Source organism: Pseudogemmobacter sonorensis (assembly GCF_042762395.1).
In the GTDB taxonomy this organism is placed as follows: domain Bacteria; phylum Pseudomonadota; class Alphaproteobacteria; order Rhodobacterales; family Rhodobacteraceae; genus Pseudogemmobacter; species Pseudogemmobacter sonorensis.
This window is the reverse complement of record NZ_JBEFZE010000005.1, coordinates 157,616-180,120: the sequence shown is the minus strand read 5'-3', so window position 1 is coordinate 180,120 and position 22,505 is coordinate 157,616. Positions and strand designations below refer to the sequence as shown.

26 protein-coding genes are annotated in these 22,505 nt (G+C 67.6%); 13 read left to right on the top strand and 13 right to left on the bottom strand.

The features are described 5' to 3' along the window. Positions 1 to 77 precede the first annotated feature (77 nt). Genes ABNX41_RS06205 through ABNX41_RS06180 form a run of 6 tightly spaced genes read right to left on the bottom strand, consistent with a single transcriptional unit; the run spans position 78 to position 4,603 of the window. Positions 78 to 347 (bottom strand): HPr family phosphocarrier protein, encoded by a 270-nt coding sequence (locus ABNX41_RS06205; RefSeq protein ID WP_438668852.1) that lies wholly within the window; start codon positions 345 to 347, stop codon positions 78 to 80. Positions 348 to 386: 39 nt separating this feature from the next. After that, positions 387 to 782, bottom strand: coding sequence for a PTS sugar transporter subunit IIA (locus tag ABNX41_RS06200; protein WP_438668851.1), 396 nt, complete (start codon positions 780 to 782; stop codon positions 387 to 389). After that, positions 779 to 1,690, bottom strand: coding sequence for an RNase adapter RapZ (gene rapZ, locus ABNX41_RS06195; protein ID WP_438668850.1), 912 nt, complete (start codon positions 1,688 to 1,690; stop codon positions 779 to 781). The genes ABNX41_RS06200 and rapZ overlap by 4 nt, the downstream gene beginning before the upstream one ends. A gap of 55 nt (positions 1,691 to 1,745) precedes the next feature. Further along, the gene (locus ABNX41_RS06190; protein WP_438668849.1) at positions 1,746 to 2,186 is read right to left on the bottom strand and encodes an HPr kinase/phosphorylase; all 441 of its coding nucleotides are present in this window, start codon (positions 2,184 to 2,186) and stop codon (positions 1,746 to 1,748) included. Then, positions 2,183 to 3,892 (bottom strand): sensor N-terminal transmembrane domain-containing protein, encoded by a 1,710-nt coding sequence (locus tag ABNX41_RS06185; protein ID WP_438668848.1) that lies wholly within the window; start codon positions 3,890 to 3,892, stop codon positions 2,183 to 2,185. The genes ABNX41_RS06190 and ABNX41_RS06185 overlap by 4 nt, the downstream gene beginning before the upstream one ends. A gap of 9 nt (positions 3,893 to 3,901) precedes the next feature. Then, on the bottom strand, positions 3,902 to 4,603 hold the full coding sequence (locus tag ABNX41_RS06180) for a response regulator transcription factor (protein ID WP_438668847.1): 702 nt from the start codon (positions 4,601 to 4,603) through the stop codon (positions 3,902 to 3,904). Positions 4,604 to 4,965: 362 nt separating this feature from the next. On the opposite strand from ABNX41_RS06180, the gene ABNX41_RS06175 reads away from it, so the two are divergent. The 5 genes from ABNX41_RS06175 (at position 4,966) to ABNX41_RS06155 (ending at position 10,933) form a co-directional block, all read left to right on the top strand. Further along, a complete protein-coding gene (locus ABNX41_RS06175) occupies positions 4,966 to 6,567 on the top strand; it encodes a phosphoenolpyruvate carboxykinase (RefSeq protein WP_438668846.1) in 1,602 nt (533 codons plus the stop codon). Between the two features lie 200 nt (positions 6,568 to 6,767). Beyond that, the gene (locus ABNX41_RS06170; protein ID WP_438668845.1) at positions 6,768 to 7,295 is read left to right on the top strand and encodes a DUF3859 domain-containing protein; all 528 of its coding nucleotides are present in this window, start codon (positions 6,768 to 6,770) and stop codon (positions 7,293 to 7,295) included. Between the two features lie 10 nt (positions 7,296 to 7,305). Beyond that, positions 7,306 to 7,863 (top strand): hypothetical protein, encoded by a 558-nt coding sequence (locus ABNX41_RS06165; protein WP_438668844.1) that lies wholly within the window; start codon positions 7,306 to 7,308, stop codon positions 7,861 to 7,863. A 112-nt stretch (positions 7,864 to 7,975) separates the two neighbouring features. Then, positions 7,976 to 9,640 carry an acyl-CoA dehydrogenase family protein gene (locus ABNX41_RS06160; protein WP_438668843.1) on the top strand — a complete coding sequence of 555 codons (1,665 nt, stop codon included), beginning with the start codon at positions 7,976 to 7,978 and terminating at the stop codon, positions 9,638 to 9,640. A gap of 63 nt (positions 9,641 to 9,703) precedes the next feature. Beyond that, positions 9,704 to 10,933, top strand: a complete 1,230-nt coding sequence (locus ABNX41_RS06155; RefSeq protein WP_438668842.1) for a Hint domain-containing protein — start codon at positions 9,704 to 9,706, stop codon at positions 10,931 to 10,933. A 70-nt stretch (positions 10,934 to 11,003) separates the two neighbouring features. Here the strand turns inward: ABNX41_RS06155 and ABNX41_RS06150 are convergent, their stop codons facing one another. Continuing rightward, a complete protein-coding gene (locus ABNX41_RS06150; protein ID WP_438668841.1) occupies positions 11,004 to 11,225 on the bottom strand; it encodes a hypothetical protein in 222 nt (73 codons plus the stop codon). A 388-nt stretch (positions 11,226 to 11,613) separates the two neighbouring features. Continuing rightward, on the bottom strand, positions 11,614 to 12,390 hold the full coding sequence (recO, locus tag ABNX41_RS06145) for a DNA repair protein RecO (RefSeq protein ID WP_438668840.1): 777 nt from the start codon (positions 12,388 to 12,390) through the stop codon (positions 11,614 to 11,616). 138 nt (positions 12,391 to 12,528) lie between these two features. On the opposite strand from recO, the gene ABNX41_RS06140 reads away from it, so the two are divergent. After that, the gene (locus ABNX41_RS06140) at positions 12,529 to 12,765 is read left to right on the top strand and encodes a GlsB/YeaQ/YmgE family stress response membrane protein (protein ID WP_438668839.1); all 237 of its coding nucleotides are present in this window, start codon (positions 12,529 to 12,531) and stop codon (positions 12,763 to 12,765) included. Positions 12,766 to 12,769: 4 nt separating this feature from the next. Here the strand turns inward: ABNX41_RS06140 and ABNX41_RS06135 are convergent, their stop codons facing one another. From ABNX41_RS06135 to ABNX41_RS06115, 5 genes are all read right to left on the bottom strand, one after another. Then, positions 12,770 to 13,273: a transcriptional regulator gene (locus ABNX41_RS06135; protein WP_438668838.1), complete on the bottom strand. Its 504-nt coding sequence runs from the start codon at positions 13,271 to 13,273 to the stop codon at positions 12,770 to 12,772. A gap of 79 nt (positions 13,274 to 13,352) precedes the next feature. Continuing rightward, on the bottom strand, positions 13,353 to 13,817 hold the full coding sequence (gene rnhA / locus ABNX41_RS06130; protein WP_438668837.1) for a ribonuclease HI: 465 nt from the start codon (positions 13,815 to 13,817) through the stop codon (positions 13,353 to 13,355). A 40-nt stretch (positions 13,818 to 13,857) separates the two neighbouring features. Further along, positions 13,858 to 14,811, bottom strand: coding sequence for a 4-hydroxy-3-methylbut-2-enyl diphosphate reductase (ispH, locus tag ABNX41_RS06125; RefSeq protein WP_438668836.1), 954 nt, complete (start codon positions 14,809 to 14,811; stop codon positions 13,858 to 13,860). Positions 14,812 to 14,890: 79 nt separating this feature from the next. Beyond that, positions 14,891 to 15,334 carry a YqaA family protein gene (locus ABNX41_RS06120; RefSeq protein WP_438668835.1) on the bottom strand — a complete coding sequence of 148 codons (444 nt, stop codon included), beginning with the start codon at positions 15,332 to 15,334 and terminating at the stop codon, positions 14,891 to 14,893. Between the two features lie 153 nt (positions 15,335 to 15,487). Then, on the bottom strand, positions 15,488 to 16,066 hold the full coding sequence (locus ABNX41_RS06115) for a LabA-like NYN domain-containing protein (protein ID WP_438668834.1): 579 nt from the start codon (positions 16,064 to 16,066) through the stop codon (positions 15,488 to 15,490). Between the two features lie 144 nt (positions 16,067 to 16,210). Between ABNX41_RS06115 and folK the strand changes: the two genes are divergently transcribed. From folK to lepB, 7 genes are all read left to right on the top strand, one after another. Beyond that, positions 16,211 to 16,810, top strand: coding sequence for a 2-amino-4-hydroxy-6-hydroxymethyldihydropteridine diphosphokinase (folK, locus tag ABNX41_RS06110; protein WP_438668833.1), 600 nt, complete (start codon positions 16,211 to 16,213; stop codon positions 16,808 to 16,810). Between the two features lie 116 nt (positions 16,811 to 16,926). Beyond that, positions 16,927 to 17,280 (top strand): DNA-directed RNA polymerase subunit omega, encoded by a 354-nt coding sequence (rpoZ, locus tag ABNX41_RS06105; RefSeq protein ID WP_438668832.1) that lies wholly within the window; start codon positions 16,927 to 16,929, stop codon positions 17,278 to 17,280. 31 nt (positions 17,281 to 17,311) lie between these two features. Further along, entirely contained in the window at positions 17,312 to 19,429 is a 2,118-nt protein-coding gene (locus tag ABNX41_RS06100) for a RelA/SpoT family protein (protein WP_438668831.1), read from the top strand. Positions 19,430 to 19,469: 40 nt separating this feature from the next. Continuing rightward, on the top strand, positions 19,470 to 20,234 hold the full coding sequence (locus ABNX41_RS06095) for a DUF2062 domain-containing protein (protein ID WP_438668830.1): 765 nt from the start codon (positions 19,470 to 19,472) through the stop codon (positions 20,232 to 20,234). A 76-nt stretch (positions 20,235 to 20,310) separates the two neighbouring features. Next, complete coding sequence (locus ABNX41_RS06090; RefSeq protein ID WP_438668829.1) at positions 20,311 to 21,075, top strand: pyridoxine 5'-phosphate synthase; 765 nt, start codon at positions 20,311 to 20,313, stop codon at positions 21,073 to 21,075. Next, positions 21,072 to 21,473, top strand: a complete 402-nt coding sequence (gene acpS, locus ABNX41_RS06085; protein ID WP_438668828.1) for a holo-ACP synthase — start codon at positions 21,072 to 21,074, stop codon at positions 21,471 to 21,473. Before ABNX41_RS06090 ends, acpS begins: the two co-directional genes overlap by 4 nt. A gap of 182 nt (positions 21,474 to 21,655) precedes the next feature. Continuing rightward, positions 21,656 to 22,441: a signal peptidase I gene (lepB, locus tag ABNX41_RS06080; protein WP_438668827.1), complete on the top strand. Its 786-nt coding sequence runs from the start codon at positions 21,656 to 21,658 to the stop codon at positions 22,439 to 22,441. Positions 22,442 to 22,505: the final 64 nt, after the last annotated feature.

Below are 22,505 nucleotides of genomic sequence, written 5' to 3'. Positions count from 1 at the left end.
GTTCGTTCACGAAAACCACGATCCTTGAAGACCCCGCCATCCCGACCCGGGCACGACCCGCGTGCCGGGTCCGGTTCTCAATAATCCTCTCCGAACCGCCCGGCAACCAGTGCCTCAAGCGCATCGGCGAGTTTCGCGGCCTCCCCCCCCTCGGTCACCACCGAGATCTCGCTCCCGCGCGAGGCGGCCAGCATCAGAAGGCCCATGATGGAATCGCCCGAAACCTCCATCCCGTCCTTGGAGACCGTGGCCTGGGCGTCATGCGCCTCGACCACTTCGACGAATTTCGCGCTGGCCCGCGCATGCAGGCCCTTTTCGTTCACGATGCGAAAGATCCGGCTGATCAAGATTCCCGTCCCTCCGGGTCACAGGGCCCGGATCGCGCCTCAGGCCCCGCCGCCGAGGTCGAGGCTGTTGATGTATTTCCGCCCCGCATCCAGCGCGGCGGCGACGGCCTCGGGCACCGGAAGCTCGCGCGATTTGGCAAGCTTGATCAGCATCGGCAGGTTGGCGCCGTAAAGGATGCGCCGCCCGTTCGCTGTGCAGGCCGGCAGTGAAAGGTTCGAGGGGCTGCCGCCGAACATGTCGGTCACCACCACCACGCCCTGCCCGGCATCCACCGCATCCGCCGCCGCGATGATCTCGGCCTGTTTCTCGCCCCGGTCGTGATCGTCCTCGATGGCTATTGCGCGCATACCGTTCTGCTTGCCCACGACATGTTCGACGGCGGAAAGATATTCCCGCGCCAGACCCCCATGGGCAACGATGACGATCCCGATCAAGCGCCAGACACCTTGTCAGCTGGAGCGGCGGTCGACCCCGCGCCCTTGCGTTCCAGTTCCCTGTGCCGTTTTGACACCGGCCAGCCCGCTTGCGCAAGGGCGCTGCCCATCAATTCGGCAACTGCGACCGATCTGTGTTGCCCTCCGGTGCAGCCAAAGCCGATCGACAGATGGGCCTTGCCCTCTTGCAGGTGCTGCGGAAGCAGAAAAAGCAGCAGGTCGCTCAACCTCTGGAAGAATTCAGGGAATCGGGGGTCGGTGCGGATGTAATCCACCACCTCGCCGTCGCGCCCGTCCAGCGGGCGCAACGCCGGGTTCCAGTAGGGATTGGCCAGGAATCGGCAGTCGAAGATCATGTCCACCCCACGCGGCACGCCGCGCTTGTAGCTGAAGGACTGGACCGAGACCGCCAGCCGCCCGGTCTCGCCCTTGTCAAACCAGCGGGCGATCTCGGCCTTCAGGTCATGGGGCGACAGATCGGTGGTGTCGATCAGATGATCGGCGCGGACGCGGATCGGAGCCAGCAGGTCGATCTCGCGCTCCACCCCCTCGGCGGGGCTTTCGGCCTGGGCGAGCGGATGGCGCCGCCGGGTCTCGGAAAAGCGCCGGATCAGCGCGGCCGGGCTGCAATCGATGTAGAGCACCTCAAGCGCCACGCGCGGGTTGCGGGTCATCAGGTCGATCAGCTCGATCAGCGCGGTGGCGTTGAAATCGCGGTTGCGCACGTCCAGCCCCAGGACGACCGGGCGGCCATGCGGCGGGCCGTCGAGCAGGCGCGGCACCATGGAAAGCGGGATATTGTCGATCCCCTCGTAGCCCAGGTCCTCAAGCACCCGGATCGCCGTGGTCCGCCCGGCCCCCGAAGGGCCGGTCACCAGGATCACGCGATGTTCATCGGTCTGCTCCATCCAGCTTCCGCTCCCGCCACCGGCCCTGCCCGCCGATCTGGCCCCGCCCGGCCTTTCAGCCGCGTTCGGGCCAGGCCCCGGCCAGACAGAGCATCAACGCTTCTGCAAGATGGTTATTTTGCGGTCGCAGCACAAGCGGAAGCTGATGGCCGAGAAGCTCCATCCTCCGGGGCGGCGGCAGGCGTTCGGTCTCGGCCTGCCCCAGATCGACCGCAAGCGACAGCAGCACCCTCTCCAGCGGCGCCAGCCGCAAAAGGCCGATCCCCCGCGCCTCGATCCGCCCGCGGATCGCATCCGAGGGGCAGCGGGCGACAAGCCCGGTCGCCTCCGCCCCGATCCGGCTGCGGTCGTCCGAGACGAGGCGGGCGCCAAGCGCGATCATGCGGATCGCCAGCGCCGACTTCCCCGCCCCCGAGGGCCCGAGGATCAAAAGCCCCCGCCCGGCATGGGCGACGGTGGTTGCGTGCAGGATCAGGCCTGGCGCACTCCGGCTCACACCGGCAGGCCGACGACGAAACGCGCGCCAAGCGGCTCGGAGGTGGCATCGGCGGCGGTGGGGCGGATGTTCTCGGCCCAGATCACCCCGCCATGGGCCTCGACGATCTGTTTCGAGATCGACAGGCCAAGGCCGGAGTTATTGCCGAAATGGGTCGCGGGCCGGTCGGAATAAAAGCGCTTGAACACCTTGGACAACGCCTGTTCCGGGATGCCCGGCCCGGTATCCTCGACCACGACCAGCACCCGGTTGTCGCGCCGCCTGGCCCAGACCCGCACCGCATCGCCCTCTTCGCAGAAGGAAACCGCATTGGTGATCAGGTTGACGAAGACCTGCGCCAGCCGCGCCTCAAGCCCGCGGATCACGATCGGCTCGTCGGGCAGGTCGGTGATGAAGTCGACACCCTGCTCGCGCGCCTGGTCGCCCAGATAGGTGGTCAGGTTGGAAAGCGTGCGGATCAGGTTGAACTCTTCCTCCTCTTCCTTCACCAGCTCGCTGTCGAGCCGCGAGGCGTTGGAGATGTCCGAGACCAGCCGGTCGAGCCGCCGCACGTCATGGTCGATCACGTCGAGCAGCTTCTCGCGATGCTCTTCCTTCCTGACCATGCGCAGGGATCCCACCGCCGAGCGCAGGCTGGCCAGCGGGTTCTTGATCTCATGCGCGACATCGGCGGCGAATTGTTCGTTGGCGTCGATCCGGTCGTAAAGCGCCGCGACCATGCCGCGCATCGCCACCGAGAGTCGGCCGATCTCGTCGGGCCGCGCCGCCAGATCGGGGATCCGCACCCGGCCGGGCGCGACCTTGTGATCGCCGTCGCGGCCGATCTCGGCCGCCGCCGCCAGGTCCGACAGCGGATTGGCGATGGTCGAGGCCAGAACCAGCGACAGCCCGACCGAGACCAGCAGCGCCACGATGAAGACCTGAAGGATCTGCTCGCGCTCGTTCCTGACCAGCCGGTCGATCTCTCCGGTGGCCGAGGTCAGGGCGACCACCGCCACCACCTCGCCCCCCACCACGACCGGGGCGGCGACGGAAAACAGCGTGCTGCCCGCGCGGTCATGGCCAGTATGCGAGGCCGTCTGCCCCTCCAGCGCCCGGGGAAAGACGCCGCGCGCCAGCGCCTCGGCATCCACCGCGACCTCATCCACGCCGCCCAGCGTCAGCAGGCCCGAGACCCCGCTCCAGACCGCGTTCAGGAAATCGGTGATGACGGTCGCGCCCGGGGGCGTGGCGTCGGGTTGCAGCGGGGCGCCCTGCGCGCGGGCGATCACCTGCCCCCCCACGTCGAAGACGAAGGCATCGACCGCGCCCTCAAGCCGGATCCCCGCCAGGGTCGCGGCCGGATCGGCCGTCGCGCCTTCGGCCTGCATCCGCGCCTCAAGCACGTCGGCGATCAGCTCGACCTCGCGTCCCAGCGCCGCCTCGCGCTGAAAGACGAGGCCGTCGCGGAACGGGTTCAGGAACAGCACCCCCCCCACCAGCAGCACCAGCGCCAGCAGGTTGAAAATGATGATCTTGCGCGCCAGCGGGCTGCGGTTGAGCGACACCAGCCCGCCGCGGGGCCGCGCCTCGCGACAGTCGATCGCCGCCGCATCGGGCGAGACCCAGTCTTCACCCAGAAGCACGTCTCCGGCCTTGCGGGGGCGAGGATCATCCATGGCGATACGCGAAGCCATCCTGGGGGCCATTCGGGGAAGCGCGGTCATTCTTGGCCGTCATTCCTCGTTATAGCGGTATCCGATCCCATAAAGCGTCTCGATGGCCGAGAAATCATCGTCCACCGAACGCATCTTCTTGCGCAGCCGCTTGATATGGCTGTCGATGGTGCGGTCGTCGACATAGACCTGATCGTCATAGGCCACGTCCATCAACTGGTCGCGTGACTTGACGAAGCCCGGGCGCTGCGCCAGCGCCTGCAGGAGCAGGAATTCGGTCACCGTCAGCGAGACGTCGCGGCCCTTCCAGGTCACCGAATGGCGCAGCGGGTCCATGCGCAGCTGGCCGCGCTCGATGATCTTGTTCTCTTCGGTCGCCGGGGCCTCGCCCGTGGTGATGGCATCCTGGCGGCGCAGGAGCGCGCGGATCCGCTCGACGAGAAGGCGCTGACTGAACGGCTTCTTGACATAATCGTCGGCGCCCATGCGCAGGCCGAGCACCTCGTCGATCTCGTCGTCCTTCGAGGTGAGGAAGATCACCGGCATCGAGGTCTTGAGCCGCAGGCGCTGAAGCAGGTCCATCCCGTCCATGCGCGGCATCTTGATGTCGAGGACCGCCATGTCCGGCAGCCGACGATTGAAGGCGTCCAGCGCCGACTGGCCGTCGTTATAGGTCTCGACCTCAAAGCCCTCGGCCTCAAGCGTCATGGAAACCGACGTCAGGATATTCCTGTCATCGTCGACAAGGGCGATTCTCGACATATCGTTACTGGTCCTGCTCTGATTTTGTATTTTTCCAACATTCTCCGCAATGTGCCGCCCGGAATCAACACAAAAGCGAATCACCCCGGCCCTTCGCCACCCCAGCACAGCAGAAAACTCCCAACCAATGACTAATTTGCCTCACTCCGGCAGGGCGGGCGACATTGGTTGCGCTAACTTGGCCTTGGTTGCGCTAACTGCGCCAAAGCGCCCTGTTCGCTTCGGTTTGCGACATGTTATAGGCGGCGCGAGGACGGCTTCGAAACATTGTTGCGGGGCCGTTCCCGGCACCCCATGGCCCGGGGCGACCTTTCCGAAACCCTCGCCGCGCGGGAGGCGCGGCAAACGGAGCTTGGCACGACATGACGACGAACGGACGCGTGAACCCGAAACGCACCCTTGAACACCAGGGCATCACCGGCGCCGCCGCCGTCCATTACAACTATGTCGAACCCGCACTTGTCGAAGCCGCCGTCGCGCGCGGCGAGGGCCATCTGGGCAAGGGCGGCGCCTTCCTGTGCACGACCGGCAAGTTCACCGGCCGCTCGCCCAAGGACAAGTTCGTCGTCCGCACCGCGCTGACCGAAGACACGATCTGGTGGGAGAACAACGCGCCCATGAGCCCGGAATCCTGGGCCGTTCTCAAGGCCGACATGCTTGCCCATGTCGCCGGGCGCGAGCTTTTCGTGCAGGATCTTTACGCAGGCGCCGATCCCGAACACCGCGTCGATGTGCGCATGGTGACCGAACTGGCCTGGCACAACCTGTTCATCCGCCATCTGCTGCGCCGCCCCGGGCGGGCCGAGCTTGACGGCTTCGACCCCGAATGGACGATCATCAACCTGCCGTCCTTCAAGGCCGATCCCGCGCGCCACGGCTGCCGCAGCGATACCGTGATCGCGCTGAACTTCGACGAGAAGACCGTCCTGATCGCCAATACCGCCTATGCGGGCGAGAACAAGAAATCCGTCTTCACCATCCTGAACTACCTTCTGCCCGCCAAGGGCGTGATGGCGATGCATTGCTCGGCCAACCACGCCATCGGCAATACCGAGGACACCGCCGTCTTCTTCGGCCTTTCCGGCACCGGCAAGACCACGCTTTCGGCCGATCCCTCGCGCATCCTGATCGGCGACGACGAACATGGCTGGTCCGACAAGGGCACCTTCAACTTCGAAGGCGGCTGCTACGCCAAGACCATCAACCTCTCGGCCGAGGCCGAGCCCGAGATCTACGGCACCACCACCCGCTTCGGCACGGTGATCGAAAACATGGTCTGGAACCCCGAGACCTTCGATCTGGATTTCGAGGACAACAGCCTGACCGACAACATGCGCTGCGCCTATCCGCTGGAGGCGATCTCGAACGCCTCGGCCACGGGCCTGGGCGGGTTGCCGAAGAACGTGATCCTGCTGACCTGCGACGCTTACGGCGTGCTGCCGCCGATCGCGCGGCTGACCCCCGCCCAGGCGATGTATCACTTCCTGTCGGGCTTCACCTCGAAGACGCCGGGCACCGAGCGCGGGGTGACCGAGCCGCTGCCGACCTTCTCGACCTGTTTCGGCGCCCCCTTCATGCCGCGCCGCCCCGAGGTCTACGGCAAGCTCTTGCAAGCCAAGATCGCCTCGACCGGCGCCTCGTGCTGGCTGGTCAACACCGGCTGGACCGGCGGCAAGTTCGGCACCGGCAAAAGGATGCCGATCCGCGCCACCCGCGCCCTGCTGACGGCGGCGCTGGACGGGTCGCTCAACAATGCCGAATTCCGCAAGGATCCGAACTTCGGCTTCGAGGTCCCGGTCTCGGTCCCCGGGGTGGACGGCGCGCTGCTGAACCCGCGCGACACCTGGGCCGACAAGGCCGCCTATGACGCCCAGGCCGCGACGCTGGTCGAGATGTTCTCGAAGAACTTCGCGCAATATGTCGACCATATCGACGACGACGTGAAGGCCGCCGCCATCGGCTGAGCCCGCGGGCAAGGTTGCGGGGGGGGGGCCAGCCACGGGCCCTGCCCGTTTCCCGGTCATCCCCCCGATTTCCCGATCGAGGCCCCGGCCCGCTGCCCTGCGGACCGGGGCTTTTCCATACCTGCGGCCGCCTCGCGGATTGACAGACGGTCCGGCTTCTGGCTTGCCTTGGACATGGGAAACCATGACGGGGATCGGTGATGGCGGCGTTGCGTCTTTCGGTGGCATTCGGGTTGATCCTCGGCCTTGCGCCGCCCGCCTTGGCCAAACCGCCCGCCCCGCAAAGCGCCGAATTCCTTGAGATCCTCGATGTCGGGCTTTATTGCCGCCCCCCGGTCGAACGGACAGAGGAAGCCCCCGGCACGACGCTGGGCTATGTCAATCTGACCGTCGGCGCGCCCGAGATCCTATACAGCCAGCAGCAGGTGCCCGCGACGCTCGGCGTCTCGTTCGGGCTGATTTTCGTCTCGGACGAGACGATTCTCGACGCGCGGATGGAAACCCACCGCCCTGGCGCCGAAACCCCCGACATCTGGTATTCCAACCTCTTCGCCGGATCCTCTAGCAGCCGAGGCTTCACCTTCGAATTCGAAGAGGAATTGCGCCTCGGCCGCTGGAGGCTGGAGGCCTGGGAGGAAGAGCGCCTGGTCTACCGGGTGGAATTCGACGTGGTGCCCGCCGGTGAAGCCCCCGGAAACACCGCCGATCATTGCAATCCGATGTCATGAAGCCGCAGCAATGATCCCGTCTTCTGCGGCCATGCGGCTGTTCCCTGCCTTGTTCGCGATGCTCGTGCCGGTCCCCCCGGTCGCCGCAGAGCCCGGGGCGAAGCCCGAACCCCCGGTCTTCGCCGCAACGGTCGCCAGCCTCGAATGGGGGATCTTCTGTGCCCTGCAAGAGATGGACCGCGCGCCCGCCCCCGGCACGGCCTCGGGCTGGATCCATGTGCCGAAGGACGAGATCGGCTTTCACTGGCCCGACCGGCAGGTGGTGCCCGCCGCGCTCGGCCTCGGCTTCGGGGTCAGGATCACCGCCCGGCCCGGCTGGGACAGCGCGGCGGGCGAGGCCCGGGTCTGGCGCCCCGGGGCGCAGGCGCCCGAGACCTGGCCCTCGGACATCTATTCCTTCGGCCCGACCATGGCCTTCTTCCGCTTCGACACGCCGGACGAATTGCAGACCGGAACCTGGGTGTTCGAGGGCTGGGACGGCGACCGGCGGCTCTATCGCGCCGAATTCGAGGTCGTGTCGGCCGAGGCCGTGCCGGGGATCGCCCAGGCCTGCGGCGCGACCTCCTGAAATTCTCCGCGACATTTCAGGTCAAAAATCTCCACCAAATAGAAATTATATTGCGCTGCGGCCGCAAAAGTCCTAGTCCATCCGCAGATGCACAATCCGCCGGAGTCCTCTCATGCCGCATGATGGCCAGCCTGTTTCCACCGCACCGCTTCTGCCCGATCTGCGCGGGCTGGCCGCCGCCGCGCTGGACGATCTGGGCCACGTCCTCTCGGAAGCGCGCGAGGCCCTGCGCGCCAGGGTCACCGTCTCGGGCAAGGTCTCGGCCCCGGCGCTGGAGGAACACCAGTTCGCCGCCCATGCCCTTTCGTGGCTTGCCACCTATGCAGAAGGGCTGCGCCAGCTTGACGCCTGGGCGGGTCGGCTGGAAGCGGCGGACCGCTTCGGCGAGATCGAGGCGCTGATCCTTCAGATCGGCTTCGGCGAATATCTGGCCCAGGTGCAAGGCGGCATCCCGATGAGCCAGGGCGAGATCGCCCGGCTTGCCGACCTGGGCCTGACCTGGGCGCCCGAGGCGCCCGCCGCCACCCTGATCGCCCGGGGCAACACGCCCGCCGCGCGCAGCCGCCTTGTCGCCCTGATGCGCGAGAACCATGGCCGCGCCACCTTCGGCGCCACCGGGCTGGACGAAGAGCTTGAGATGATCCGCGACCAGTTCCGCCGCTATGCCGAGGAAAAGGTCGTGCCCTTCGCGCATGAATGGCACCTGAAGGACGAGTTGATCCCGATGCAGGTGATCACCGAACTGGCCGAAATGGGCGTGTTCGGCCTGACCATCCCCGAGGAATTCGGCGGCTTCGGCCTGTCGAAAGCCTCGATGGTGGTGGTGTCGGAAGAGCTTTCGCGCGGCTATATCGGCGTGGGCAGCCTTGGCACCCGCTCGGAAATCGCGGCCGAGCTGATCCTGTGCGGCGGCACGCCCGAGCAGAAGGCGCAATGGCTGCCGAAGCTCGCCAGCGGCGAAATCCTGCCCACCGCCGTCTTCACCGAGCCGAACACCGGCTCGGACCTGGGAAGCCTGCGCACCCGCGCCACCCGCACCGATGACGGCTGGGAGATCACCGGCAACAAGACCTGGATCACCCATGCCGCGCGCAGCCATGTGATGACTCTTCTGGCGCGCACCGATCCCGACAGCACCGACTGGCGGGGGCTGTCGATGTTCCTGGCCGAAAAGACCCCGGGAACCGAGGCCGACCCCTTCCCCACCGCCGGCATGACCGGGGGCGAGATCGGCGTCCTGGGCTATCGCGGCATGAAGGAATACGAACTCGGCTTCGACGGCTTCAAGATTGCGCCCGGGAACCTGCTGGGCGGCCAGCCCGGCCAGGGCTTCAAGCAGTTGATGCAGACTTTCGAATCCGCCCGCATCCAGACCGGCGCCCGCGCCATCGGCGTGGCCCAGGCCGCGCTGGAATGCGGGCTGCAATATGCCGAGGAGCGCAGGCAGTTCGGCAAGCCCCTGGTCGAATTTCCCCGCGTCTCGGGCAAGCTTGCCATGATGGCGGTCGAGGTGATGATCGCCCGGCAACTGACCTATCACAGCGCCTGGCAGAAGGACCACGACCGGCGCTGCGATCTTGAGGCCGGGATGGCCAAGCTTCTGGGCGCGCGCGTCGCCTGGGCGGCGGCCGACAATGCGCTTCAGATCCACGGCGGCAACGGCTTTGCGCTGGAATACCGGGTCTCGCGCATTCTCTGCGATGCCCGCATCCTCAACATCTTCGAGGGCGCGGCCGAGATCCAGGCCCAGGTCATCGCCCGCCGTCTGCTGGACTGACCCCGCCACGTCATCTTCCCGCCGCATTTTGTTGCCAGTTTGGCGACAATCGCAAGAATGCGAATGGAATGGTGCGTAACGATGGCCGATGCGATCCGGGGCGGAATTGTCATCAATGAAATCCTGCCCGATCCGAACAGCGCGGCCGGATCCTCGGGGCCGCGTTTCGACACCGATCTCAGCGGCGCCGTCACCCCGGTCGACGAATTCATCGAGGTCTACAACAGCTCGGATGCGCCGATCGACCTCTCCGGCCTGCAATTGTGGGACCAGACCCTGGGCAACTGGTTCACCTTTCCGCCCGGTTCGGTGCTGGCGCCCGGCGCCCATGCCATGGTGATGGCCGGGGCGGCGGGCGGGCCGGGGCCGCTGCTGGCCGCCGGAGACCTGGCCTTCTACGCCGGGCGCGGCTCGGCGGTTCTGAACAACGGGCCCGAGAATGCCATCCTCTACGATCCCCTGACCAATCAGTTCATCCAGGTCGCCTATGGCGGCGCGACGATCCAGCCCCCCGGCATGCCGGGCGTCTTCGCGGCCCTTCCCGCCGGGGCAAGCCGCATCGGCGCGGGCGAGGATTTCGGCGCCTTCGTTCCCGGCTATTCGCTGCAGCGGATGCCCGACGGCGGCGATACGATCGTGAACGGACGGACCCCAAACCCAGCCAGCGACAATGTCTGTTTCGCCCGGGGCACCCGGATCGCGACCCCGCACGGCCCGCGCGCGGTCGAGGATCTGCGGGCGGGCGACCTGGTCCTGACCTCGACCGAGGCGGCGCTGCCGGTGATCTGGGCCGGGCGCAGCCGGTTCGACGCCGCCCGGCTCTGGCGCGAGCCCAGGCTCTGGCCCGTCACCATCCGCGCCGGGACCTTCGGCCCGGGCCTGCCCGCACACGACCTGCGGGTGTCGCGCCAGCACCGGCTGCGCTTCGGCGGCAAGGTCGCCCGGCGGATGGGGGGCGATCCTTTCGTGCTGGTCCCGGCCCATGTGCTCGTGGGCCTGCCCGGCGTGCATCTGGCGCGGCCAGAAGGGGATCTGGAGTATCACCACCTGCTCTTGCCCCGCCATGCCATCCTTCTGGCCGAGGATCTGCCTGCCGAAAGCCTCTATCTCGGCCCGCAGGCCCTGAGCGCGCTGAACGAAGAGGCGCATGCGGAACTGGCGCTGATCTTTCCCGACCGCCCCTGGGAAGGCCCCCCGCCCGCGGCCGCGCATCCGATGCTTTCGGCCGCGCGGGCGCGCGGGATGCTGCGCCGCCACGCAAGGAACGAGCAAAACCTGCGCCCCGGGGCCTAGCCCGCCCCTCCGCGCGACGGTCGCGCCGCACCAAGGCGCGGGTGCAGCTTGCCCGCAAGGCCCATGCAGATCAGGAACGCCGCACCCGCGAAGGCGAAGACCCCGGCAGCGGCGCCACGAACAGCACGAGCCAGGCCGCCCCCGGCGTCATGATCCCCGAGACGTCGCGGAAGCTGGAATAGACCGCCGACATCTCTGTCCTCTCGCTGGGCTTCACCGACATCAGGAAGGGAAGCCCGCCCACCACGTCGAGCACGACGAAGAAGAACGAGGCCCCGAAGACCAGCGCCACCGCGGCCCAGGGCAGGACCGACAGCAGCGCCCGCCAAGATCAGCAGCCCCCGCACCGCCGCCTCGATCCCGGCAAGCAGGGCGAAATGCTCGATCCGGGAGGTGGCGCTGTGCTTGAGCGCAAGGGGGATGTAGCGGGTGGCCATGCTGGCACTAACACCCGCGCGGGCGGGCGCGGCTTGCCTGAAAGCGACATCCGATGTCGCGCGGCCCCATCTCATCGCCCGACGGGCGAAAGCGGAGAGAGGGATCCGGCGGGCGGGCCGGGGCGCTTGTGCCGCAGGTTCGGGGAAACGCCCGCCTCGCGCTCCGCACCCTGGCCCGGGCGATGGGTCTTGGGCGATGGGTCTCGGGCCGCACCGCCACCCGGCGCAGGCCGACGGTGGCCCTCAGACGTCGCGCGCCAGAAGGTCCAGAAGCCGCCCGCGCGCTTCGGGCAGGGGCCTGCGCCAGGCGCCCTCGGCCAACTCGCGGTTCAGGAAATGGCCCGTGATGGCAAGTCCTTGCAAGATCCCGGCCGGAGAGATCCGCGTGCCATCACGCCCCCCGGCGAAGTCGGAATCGGCAAAGTTTCCCTCGACAAAGCCCGGCGCGGCCATGCCTTCGGGCAGCGGCAGCAGGCGGTCGGCCCAGTCCCCCGCCCCGGCGCGGCTGACCGCGCGGCCGGTCTTCGGGCTGACGAAGGCCAGCCCCTCGCGCGCGCCAGTCGCCGCGCAGGCCGAAAGGTCGAGCCCGTAGCCAAGCTCGGCCAGAAGCTGCATCTCCCACCGCAGATAGACCTCGGTCCAGCCCGGCGCGCCCAGCCGGTCGAGCAGGTCCTGCGTCGCGGACCACAGCGCGGGATGCGGCGCGCGCTCGGGCAGCGCGACGTGAAGCAGCGCGCAGATCGCGCCCAGACCGGCAAGCCCCAGCCGGTCGTCCAGCAGATGCGCCCGGCTCTTCACCGGATCGACGGCATAGGTGCCGATATGGGTCTCCAGCCGCGCGCGCCACGCCACCCGAAGCTGCGCCCCCGGTTGCAGCACGGGCGCGAGCCTGCGCCCGGTGCCGCCGCGCACCACCCCGGCATGGCGGCCATGCCCAAGGGTGAACAGATCGACGATGGCCGCGGACTCGCCATGCGGCCGCACCGTCAGGATCACGCCTTCGTCACGCCACTCGGTCATGCCGCGACTATCAGGCGCGCGGCCCGCAGGGGCAAGGGGGCCCACCCGGGGGGGAGCCGATGCGCCCCGACCGACCGCGGCTCTGGCGCATCCCGCCCGATCGCCCCATATCAGGGGGGCAAACCTGCGGAGGAACGAATGGCCTTCTTCTACCTGATGATCATCGGCGCGGCGGCGGGCTTTCTGGCAACCCGCGTGATGCGGCTTGAAACCGATGTGCCGACCACTGTCGCGATCGGGGTCTTCGGGGCGCTGATCGGCGGCGGGGTGTTGCGGCTTCTGGTCTGGGCGCTTGGCACGGTGGCGGGATTCGTCGGCGCCTTCCTGGGCGCGCTGGCGCTGATCTGGGTCTGGAAGACCTATCTCAGGAAGTGACGGCTCAGGCTAGCCGCTTCGCCAGATCCTTGAGCCGGAGCGGTTCGGCCCCCGCCGGATCCCACAGCCCCTGCCCCTGCCAGGCCGCGAACAGCACCCGGGCGGCGGCGCGCGCGCCATCGGCCTGCCCCAGCCGCAACGCCAGCGCGGTCTCGACCCGCCCGCGCCATTCCTGCGCCATGCGCCCGGCCTCGGGATCGCGGGCGCCCAGCGTCAGCAGCGCCTGCGCCGCGCGCGCATCCAGCGCCTTGAGATAGCCCTGCGGCCCCTTGCCCGCCGCCGAGAGATCGGCCGCATCGGTCTCGGCGATCATCGCCTGCCAGCCCGCTCGGGCGGCGGCGGCCTGAAGCCCCTCGACCGTGGCGAACCTTTGCGCCAGCGTCGAGGCCGCGAGCCCGGTCGCCCGCGAAAGGTTGCCGAAGCTCAACGCCTTTTCCCCGTCGGCCAGGAAAAGGCGGCGGGCTTCGGCCAGGACATCGCTGTCGGGAAGGATCTTTCTGCGCGACATGGCGGCATGTTTATGCAAACACCCGTTCGCAATCAAGCCCCGCCGACGCAGCCGGAATCACCCGGGCGGCGCAGCCGGATCAGCCAGCCTTCTCGGCCTTGAACGGCGCCATCCCGGCGCGGGCAAGGGCATCGGCGCGCTCGTTCTCGGCATGGCCCGCATGGCCCTTGATCCATTTCCAGACCACCCGATGCCGGGCCTGCGCGGCATCGAGCCGCTGCCAGAGCTCGACATTCTTCACCGGCTTGCGGTCGGCGGTCTTCCAGCCGTTCCTCTTCCAGCCATGGATCCAGCCGGTGACGCCGTTCTTCACATAGGCGCTGTCGGTGACCACGGTGATCTCCGAGGCGCGGGTCAGGCTTTCCAGCGCATGGATGGCGCCCAGAAGCTCCATCCGGTTGTTGGTGGTGTCGGGCTCGCCGCCGCAAAGCTCGCGCTCTTTCAGAACCTTGTCGCCCTCGCGCGCGATCAGCAAGGCGCCCCAGCCGCCGGGGCCGGGATTGCCGGAGCACGCTCCATCGGTATAGGCGAAAAGTTCGGCCATGACAGCACCGGGTTCGGAAGGGAATGGAAAGGGCGGCGGGTCAGGCGGGTTCGCGCAGGATGCGCGGCACCTTGAATTCGATATCCTCGATCGCGGTCTCGACCAGTTCGACCGTGACCTCGTGGCGAGCGCGGAACGCGTCGATCACCTCGTTGATCAGCACCTCGGGGGCCGAGGCCCCCGCCGTCACGCCAAGGCTGCGGATCCCCGCAAGCGCCCGCCAGTCGATGTCGCCCGCGCGCTGCACCAGTTGCGAATAGCCGCAGCCCGCCGCGCGCCCGACCTCGACCAGGCGCTTCGAATTCGAGGAATTCGGCGCGCCCACCACCAGAAGCGCGTCGATCCGGGGCGCGATGGCCTTCACCGCCTCTTGCCGGTTGGTGGTGGCGTAGCAGATGTCCTTATGGCCGGGCCCGGTGATCTGAGGGAAACGCAGCTTCAACGCCTCGACGATGGCGGCGGTATCGTCGACGGAAAGCGTGGTCTGGGTGGCGAAGGCCAGCCGGGATTCGTCGCGCACCACAAGGCCCGCGACATCGGCGGGGGTCTCGACCAGCAGCACCTCGCCGGGCGGCAGTTGGCCCATGGTGCCGACCGTCTCGGGATGGCCCTCATGGCCGATGAAAATCACCTGAAGCCCGTTGTTGTGATGGCGCGCGGCCTCGTTATGGACCTTGGTCACCAGGGGGCAGGTGGCATCCACCGCGATCATCTCGCGCGCGGCCGCCGCCGCCGGCACCGATTTCGGCACGCCATGGGCGGAAAACACCACCGGGCGGTCGCCGGGGCATTCCTCAAGCTCTTCGACGAATACCGCACCCTTGGCGCGCAGCCCGTCGACCACATAGCGGTTGTGGACGATCTCATGGCGGACATAGACCGGGGCGCCCCATTTCTCCAGCGCCATCTCGACGATGCGGATGGCGCGGTCCACCCCGGCGCAGAACCCGCGCGGCGCGGCGAGATAGAGGTGAAGGGGGGGCTTGGCGGTCATGGTCGTCCTGCATCGGGCTGGTGCCAGAGGTAAGGCCAAACCGCGCCCGGGTCCAGTGGCGGGCGCGTGAAAGCGCGGCTCAACCCGTGCCGAAAAGCCCCGCACCGATCAGCGCCAGCACCAGATAGCGCCCGGTCTTGGCAAGCGCGGTCAGGATCAGGAACAGCGGCCAGGGCACCCGCATCACCCCGGCCAGCGCCACCAGCAGATCGCCCCCCGGCGCCCAGGACAGCAGCAAGGACCACAGCCCCCACCGCGCGAACCAGGCCCGCGCCCGCGCAAGCCGTTCGGCGGAAAAGGGAAACCAGCGGCTGCCATGCAGATGCCCCGCCCAGCGACCGACGGCATAGGTCACGCAAGACCCCAGCACATTCCCGATCGAGGCCAGGACCACCAGCGGAACCACCGGATAGCCCGCCGCCTGCAGGGCGATGAAGACGATTTCCGACTGCATCGGAACCGGGCTGGCCGAAACCAGCGCGGCCAGGAACATGCCCGGAAGGCCAAGATCTGGGAAATGCATGGCTCAGACGAAATCCGGGGGAAAAAGGGATCGAGGGCCCGTCGCTCTCCCGTCTGCAAGCGGCCAGAGTCCCGGATTGCCGGGGCCGCAGCCTGCCGGGCGAGGACCGCGGCCGGGACGGACCCGGATGCGCGCGCCCTCAGCCCGGGCCGGTCACTTCGCCGCGACCGAGCTGTGCTCGTCGCTCACCCCCGGGCGCGGCTCGCGCGGCGGGCGGCCGATCACCTCGCGCAATTCGTCCAGCTCGATGAAATTGTCGGCCTGGCGGCGCAACTCGTCGGCGATCATCGGCGGCTGGCTGCGGATGGTGGAGACGACCGAGACCCGGACCCCTTGCCGCTGCAGGCTTTCGACCAGCGGGCGGAAATCGCCGTCGCCCGAGAACAGCACGACATGATCGACCCGCGAGGCCAGCTCCATGGCATCCACCGTCAATTCGATGTCCATGTTGCCCTTGACCTTCCGGCGGCCCTGGCTGTCGGTATATTCCTTGGCGGGCTTCGTGCGCATGGTGAAGCCGTTGTAATGCAGCCAGTCGACCAGCGGGCGGATCGGGGAATACTCCTCGTTCTCAAGCAGGGCGGTGTAGTAGAAGGCGCGAAGCATCTTGCCCCGGCGCATGAATTCCATACGCAACAACTTGTAGTCGATGTCGAAGCCAAGCGCCTTGGCGGCGGCATATAGATTCGACCCGTCGATGAACAGCGCAAGCCGTTCGTCCTTGTAAAACATTGCCTGGTCCCCTCAGAAGTGTCGTTCTGCCAATCAAGCTTCCGTGCAGGAGCCGCCTGCGATAAGTCCGGCCCGGCAATGCCGGACGACAGAACCAGACGTGGATAACTTCGGCGGACAGGGACGACAAGTGAACTCTATCGTATGAAATCACTCGAAGATACAGCTTCAAGACCGGCCGTGATCGCGCTTGGCGCGAACCTGCCGTTCCAGGGCCATGGCCCGGCACGGACGCTGCGGCGCGCTCTGGCGGAATTCTCGGCCCGCGGCTTGGGTTTGGGCGCCGTCAGCCGATTCTATTCGACCCCCTGCTTTCCGCCCGGGGCAGGTCCCGATTATGTGAACGCGGCGGCCCTGATCACGGCAGGTTTACCGGATGACCCCGCGTCAATCCTTGGACTGCTGCATGGAATCGAGGCGGAGTTCGGGCGCGAAAGGCTGGAACGCTGGGGGATGCGCACGCTCGACCTCGATCTGGTCGCGCTTGGCGAATCGGTCCTTCCCGATGCGCGGACCCAGGACGGGTGGCGCGCGCTTCCGCAGGAAGAGCAGGGCCGCAACGCGCCGGACCAGCCGATCCTGCCGCATCCGCGCCTGCAGGACCGCGCCTTCGTGCTGGTGCCGATGCTCGACATCCTGCCGCATTGGCGCCACCCCCGGCTGGGGCTGGACGTGGGCCAGATGCTGGCCGCCCTGCCGCCCGAAGACCGTGCCGCGATCCGGCCGCTGGCCGACGGGAACTAGACGGGGAATGGGCGCCGGATGCGCCCGTTGCGGCCCTGCATCCGATCCCGGCTTGCCAAAGCGGGGCATCGGCCTTAGATAGTCGGCTTCCGAGCCTTCCCCAAGTGGAGTGTCCCATGGCCCGCGTGACGGTCGAAGATTGCGTTGACAAGGTCCCCAACCGGTTCGAGCTGGTGATGCTCGCCGCCCATCGCGCGCGCGAAATCGCCGCCGGTGCGCCCCTTAGCGTGGATCGCGACAACGACAAGAACCCCGTCGTCAGCCTGCGCGAGATCGCCGAGGAGACCCAGTCGGCCGAAGTCCTGCGCGAGCGCATGATCGAATCGCACCAGACCCAGATCGAGGTCGACGAGCCCGAGGAAGACCAGATGGCGCTTCTGATGGCCGGTGAGGCCGACCGCCCGGTGCAGGACGACATGTCGGAAGAAAAGCTTCTGCGCGCGCTGATGGAAGCGCAGGGGGAGCACTGAGCGGGCCACTGGCCCGCCCGGCGAACCGGCGATGATTGATGTCGAGGATCTCATCGCCCTTGTCAGGAACTACAATCCGCGTAGCAATGCCGATCTGATCCGCCGGGCCTATGCCTATGGCTGGCGCATGCATGAGGGCCAGATCCGCAAATCGGGCGAGCCCTATTTCACCCATCCGGTGGCGGTGGCGGCGATCCTGACCGAGATGCAGCTTGACGATGCAACCATCGTCACCGCGCTTCTCCACGACACGATCGAGGACACCCGCTCCACCTGGGACGAAATCGCCGGGGAGTTCAGCCCCGAAGTGGCGGAGCTGGTCGATGGCGTCACCAAGCTGACCAATCTGGAACTGTCCTCGACCCATTCCAAACAGGCAGAGAATTTCCGCAAGCTGTTCATGGCGATGTCCAAGGACCTGCGGGTGATCCTGGTGAAACTGGCCGACCGTCTGCACAACATGCGGACGATCAAGTCGATGAAGCCGGAAAAGCAGGTCCAGAAATCGCGCGAGACGATGGAGATCTTCGCCCCGCTCGCCGGGCGGATGGGCATGCAATGGATGCGCGAGGAGCTTGAGGACCTGGCCTTCCGCGTCCTCAACCCCGACGCGCGCAATTCGATCATCCGCCGCTTCCTGATGCTTCAGCGCGAAACCGGCGACGTGATCCACAAGATCAGCGGCGACATCCGGGCCGAGCTGGACCGCGAGGGGATCGAGGCCTCGGTCTACGGCCGGGCCAAGAAGCCCTATTCGATCTGGCGCAAGATGCAGGAGAAGGACCTCGCCTTCTCGCGGCTCTCGGACATCTACGGCTTCCGGGTGATCTGCGGCTCGGTCCCGGATTGCTACCGTATCCTGGGCGCGATCCATCAACGCTGGCGCGCGGTGCCGACGCGGTTCAAGGACTATATCAGCCAGCCGAAATCCAACGGCTACCGCTCGATCCACACCACGGTCTCGGGCCGCGACGGCAAGCAGGTCGAGGTGCAGATCCGCACCCGCGAAATGCATGAGGTGGCCGAATCCGGCGTCGCCGCGCATTGGAGCTATCGCGAGGGCGTGCGCGGCCACAATCCCTTCGCGGTCGATCCGGCGAAATGGATTTCCTCGCTGACCGAGCGTCTGGACGAGGGTGACCACGACGAATTCCTCGAAAACGTCAAGCTTGAGATGTATTCGGACCAGGTCTTCTGCTTCACGCCCAAGGGCGACGTGGTGCAGTTGCCGCGCGGCGCGACGCCCCTGGATTTCGCCTATGCCATCCACACCCGCATCGGCAATTCCACGGTTTCGGCCAAGGTCGACGGCATCCGCGTGCCGCTCTGGACCCGGCTGAAGAACGGCCAGTCGGTCGAGATCATCACCGCCGAGGGGCAGCGGCCGCAATCCTCGTGGATCGACATCGTGACCACCGGGCGCGCCAAGGCCGCGATACGGCGCTCGCTGCGCGAAGAGGACCGGGGGCGTTTCGTCAAACTGGGGCAGGAGCTTGCCCGCGCCGCCTTCGACCATGTCGGCAAGCGCGCCTCGGACAAGGCGCTGCGCACCGCCGCCAAGATGCTGGGCTGCCCGGACGAGACCGACCTGCTGGCCCGTATCGGATCGGCCGAGATCACCGCCCGCCGCGTGGTCGAGGTGCTTTACCCCGAACTGTCCATGGGCCGCCCCGAGGTGGTGGACGAGCGCCGCCCCGTCATCGGCATCGACGAGGGCCAGCTCTTCCGCCGCGCACCCTGCTGCCAGCCCCTGCCGGGCGAGCGGATCGTCGGCATCACCTATCGCGGCAAGGGCGTCGTCGCCCATGCCATCGACTGCCCCGCCCTGGCCGCCCTCGCCGACCAGACCGATCGTTGGGTCGACCTGAAATGGAAGGCCGGGCTGCATGCCGCGGTGAACACCGTCTCGCTGGACCTGACGATCTCGAACGACGCGGGCGTCCTGGGCCGGGTCTGCACCCTGATCGGCGAGCAGCGGGCCAATATCTCGGACCTGCGCTTCACCGACCGCAAGCCGGATTTCTTCCGGCTTGTGGTGGATGTGGAACTGCGCGACGTCGAACATCTGCACATGGTGATGACGGCCCTTGAAGCCGATACCGATGTGGCGCAGATCAGCAGACACAGGGATCCGTCCCGCCAGCCCTGACGGTGCCGGATGGCCCAGTTGCAGCAAGAGGTGACGAGTCGTGGTCTTCAAGCGCCGGGATCCCCAGGGTTGGGGCGGATGGCTGCGCGAGATGGTCTATCCCGCCGGAGGATTCAAACGCGCCACCCGCTATGTGCTGCACCGCATGAAGCGCCTGCCCGACAGCCCGCAGCGCGTGGCGCGCGGGGTCTTCGCGGGCTCGCTGATCGGCTTCCTGCCGCTGCCGGGGCTGCAATTCGTCGCGGCCTGGGCGGCGGCGCGGCTGGTGAACGGCAACCTGCTGGCCGCGCTGCTGGCCACGTTCAACACCAATCCGGTGACCACGCCCTTCTTCGCGGTGCTGGCCATGACGCTGGGCCATCGCATCATGGGGATCGAAAAGGAACTGACCCCGGAATATATCGGCGATGCCTTCGCCGAGGCGAGCGTCGACCTGTGGCACAACATCAAGTCGATCTTCACCCCCGCGACGGCAAGCTGGGACGGACTCGCACAGTTCTGGCATGAGATCTATGTGCCCTATTTCATCGGCGCGCTCGGCCCCGGGCTGGTGCTGTCGCTGGTCGGCTATTACCTGACGATCCCGCTGGTCAACGCCTATCAGAAGGCGCGCGCCGCCAAGGCCGAGGAACGCAGCGCCCGCCGCCTGCACCTGCGCGACATGGTGGCGGCGGCCGCGCAGCGCCTTCCGCCCCCGGACGAAAGGGAAAGCGCGGCGGCCGCCCCCGCGGCGCTGGCCAGAGAAGGTCCGAAAGCCGGGGACGGCGACAAAGCAGGGCGTGACGATCACCAGGCTTCGCCCTAGTGTAGCGCCGCAAGACATGCGGCGGGCGGCACCCGGAACGGGGCCCACCGCCGCAACCGACCGTGAAGGAGGCCATATGCCGTTCGTGAAAAAGCTCAGGCTGGGCGTGAACATCGACCATGTCGCAACCCTGCGCAACGCGCGCGGCGCCGCCTGGCCCGATCCCCTGCGCGCCGCCATCCTGGCCGAGGCCGCCGGGGCGGACGGCATCACCGCCCATCTGCGCGAGGATCGTCGCCATATCCGCGACGCCGACATGGAGGCCCTGCGCGCCGGGATCGGCATCCCGCTGAACTTCGAATGCGCCGCCACCGACGAGATGCAGGCGATCCTGCTTCGACTGCGGCCCCATGCCGCCTGCCTCGTCCCCGAAAAGCGCGAGGAACGCACGACCGAGGGCGGGCTCGACGTCGCCGGGGACGAGGCGCGGCTGGCGCGGTTCATCGCCCCCCTGCGCGAGGCCGGGATCCGCGTCTCCATGTTCATCGGCCATGAGGCGCGCCAGATCGAGGCCTCGGCCCGGATCGGCGCGGCGGTGGTGGAACTGCACACCGGCCTTTATTCCGAGCTTCACGCCGAGGGCCGCACCGCCGAGACGGAAGCCGAACTCGCCGCCCTGCGCGAGGGCGCGGCCCGGGCCCAGGGCCTGGGGCTTGAGGTCCATGGCGGCCACGGGCTGACCTTCGACAATGTCGAGCCCGTCGCCGCCATCCCCGAACTGGTCGAGCTGAACATCGGCCATTTCCTGATCGGCGAGGCGGTCTATCGCGGGCTCGGCCCCGCCATCGAGGAGATGCGCCGCCGCATGGATGCCGCCCGCGCCGCGCTGCCCCTGCCATGATCCTGGGCATCGGCACCGACCTGGCCAATATCGAGCGGATCGAGGCGGTGCTCGCCCGCTTCGGCGACCGTTTCCGCCACCGCGTCTTCACCGAGGCCGAACAGCGCAAGGCCGAGGCCCGGCACGAGACCGCCGCCACCTATGCCAAACGCTGGGCCGCGAAAGAGGCCTGCTCCAAGGCGCTCGGCACCGGGTTGCGCATGGGGATCGCCTGGAAGGACATGGCGGTCTCGAACCTGGCCACAGGCCAGCCGGTGATGCAGGTCACCGGCTGGGCCGCCGAGCGGCTGGCCCGGCTGACCCCCGAAGGCCATGAGGCGGTGATCCATGTCACCCTGACCGACGACCACCCCTGGGCGCAGGCTTTCGTGGTGATCGAGGCCCGCTCCCTGCCCTGACCGGACGGCCCCGGTTTGGGCCTTTCGGATGCGCCCCCTGATTCCCCTGCCGGAGGTCAGCTCGGCCAGGGGCTGGCGGCGCAAACCGCCACCGGCCGGGGCGGAATCGGCGCGCGGCTTGACAGGCCCCTTCCCCGCGGCGCAAGAAGCGGCCCGATACAGTGATGAAGGCAGAACGGAATATGGCGAAGCAAAAGGCCGACGGCGGTATCGTCGAGACGATCAAGACCGTGTTCTGGGCCCTGATCATCGCGGGTGTGTTCCGCACCCTGTTCTTCCAGCCGTTCTGGATCCCCTCGGAATCGATGAAGGACACGCTGCTGGTCGGCGATTTCCTCTTCGTGAACAAGATGGCCTACGGCTATTCGCAATATTCCTGCCCCTTCGGCCTGTGCCCCTTCTCGGGCCGCATCCTCGCCTCGGAGCCCGAGCGCGGCGATGTCGTGGTCTTCCGCCATCCCGGCACCGGCGAGGATTACATCAAGCGCCTGATCGGCCTGCCCGGCGACACCGTGCAGATGCAGGACGGCCTGCTCTACATCAACGGCGAGGTCGCCCCGCAGGAACCCGCCGGGATCTTCGAGGAAGTGATGGAGCCGCAGGGCCCGCAGCGCAGCATTCCCGGTTGCGCCAATGCGCCGGTGCCGATGGGCGCCACCTGCCAGAAGTCGCGCGCGATCGAAACGCTGCCCGGCGGGCGGTCGCATTCGGTGCTGAACATCACCGACAGCTACATCACCGACAACACGCCCGTCTTCACCGTCCCCGAGGGCAATTACTTCTTCATGGGCGACAACCGCGACAACAGCGCAGACAGCCGCCTTCCCCAGATCAACCGGGGCGTCGGCTATGTGCCCGCCGAATATCTGATCGGCCGGGCCGACCGGGTCATATTCTCTTCGGCCGGATCGCGGATGTGGCAGTTCTGGACCTGGCGCTCGGACCGCTTCTTCAAGGCGATCGAGTGACCCTGGCCATGGGCATGGCGGCGGTTTCCGGCAACCGGGCCCGAAAGACCGAAGGCGGCGGGCG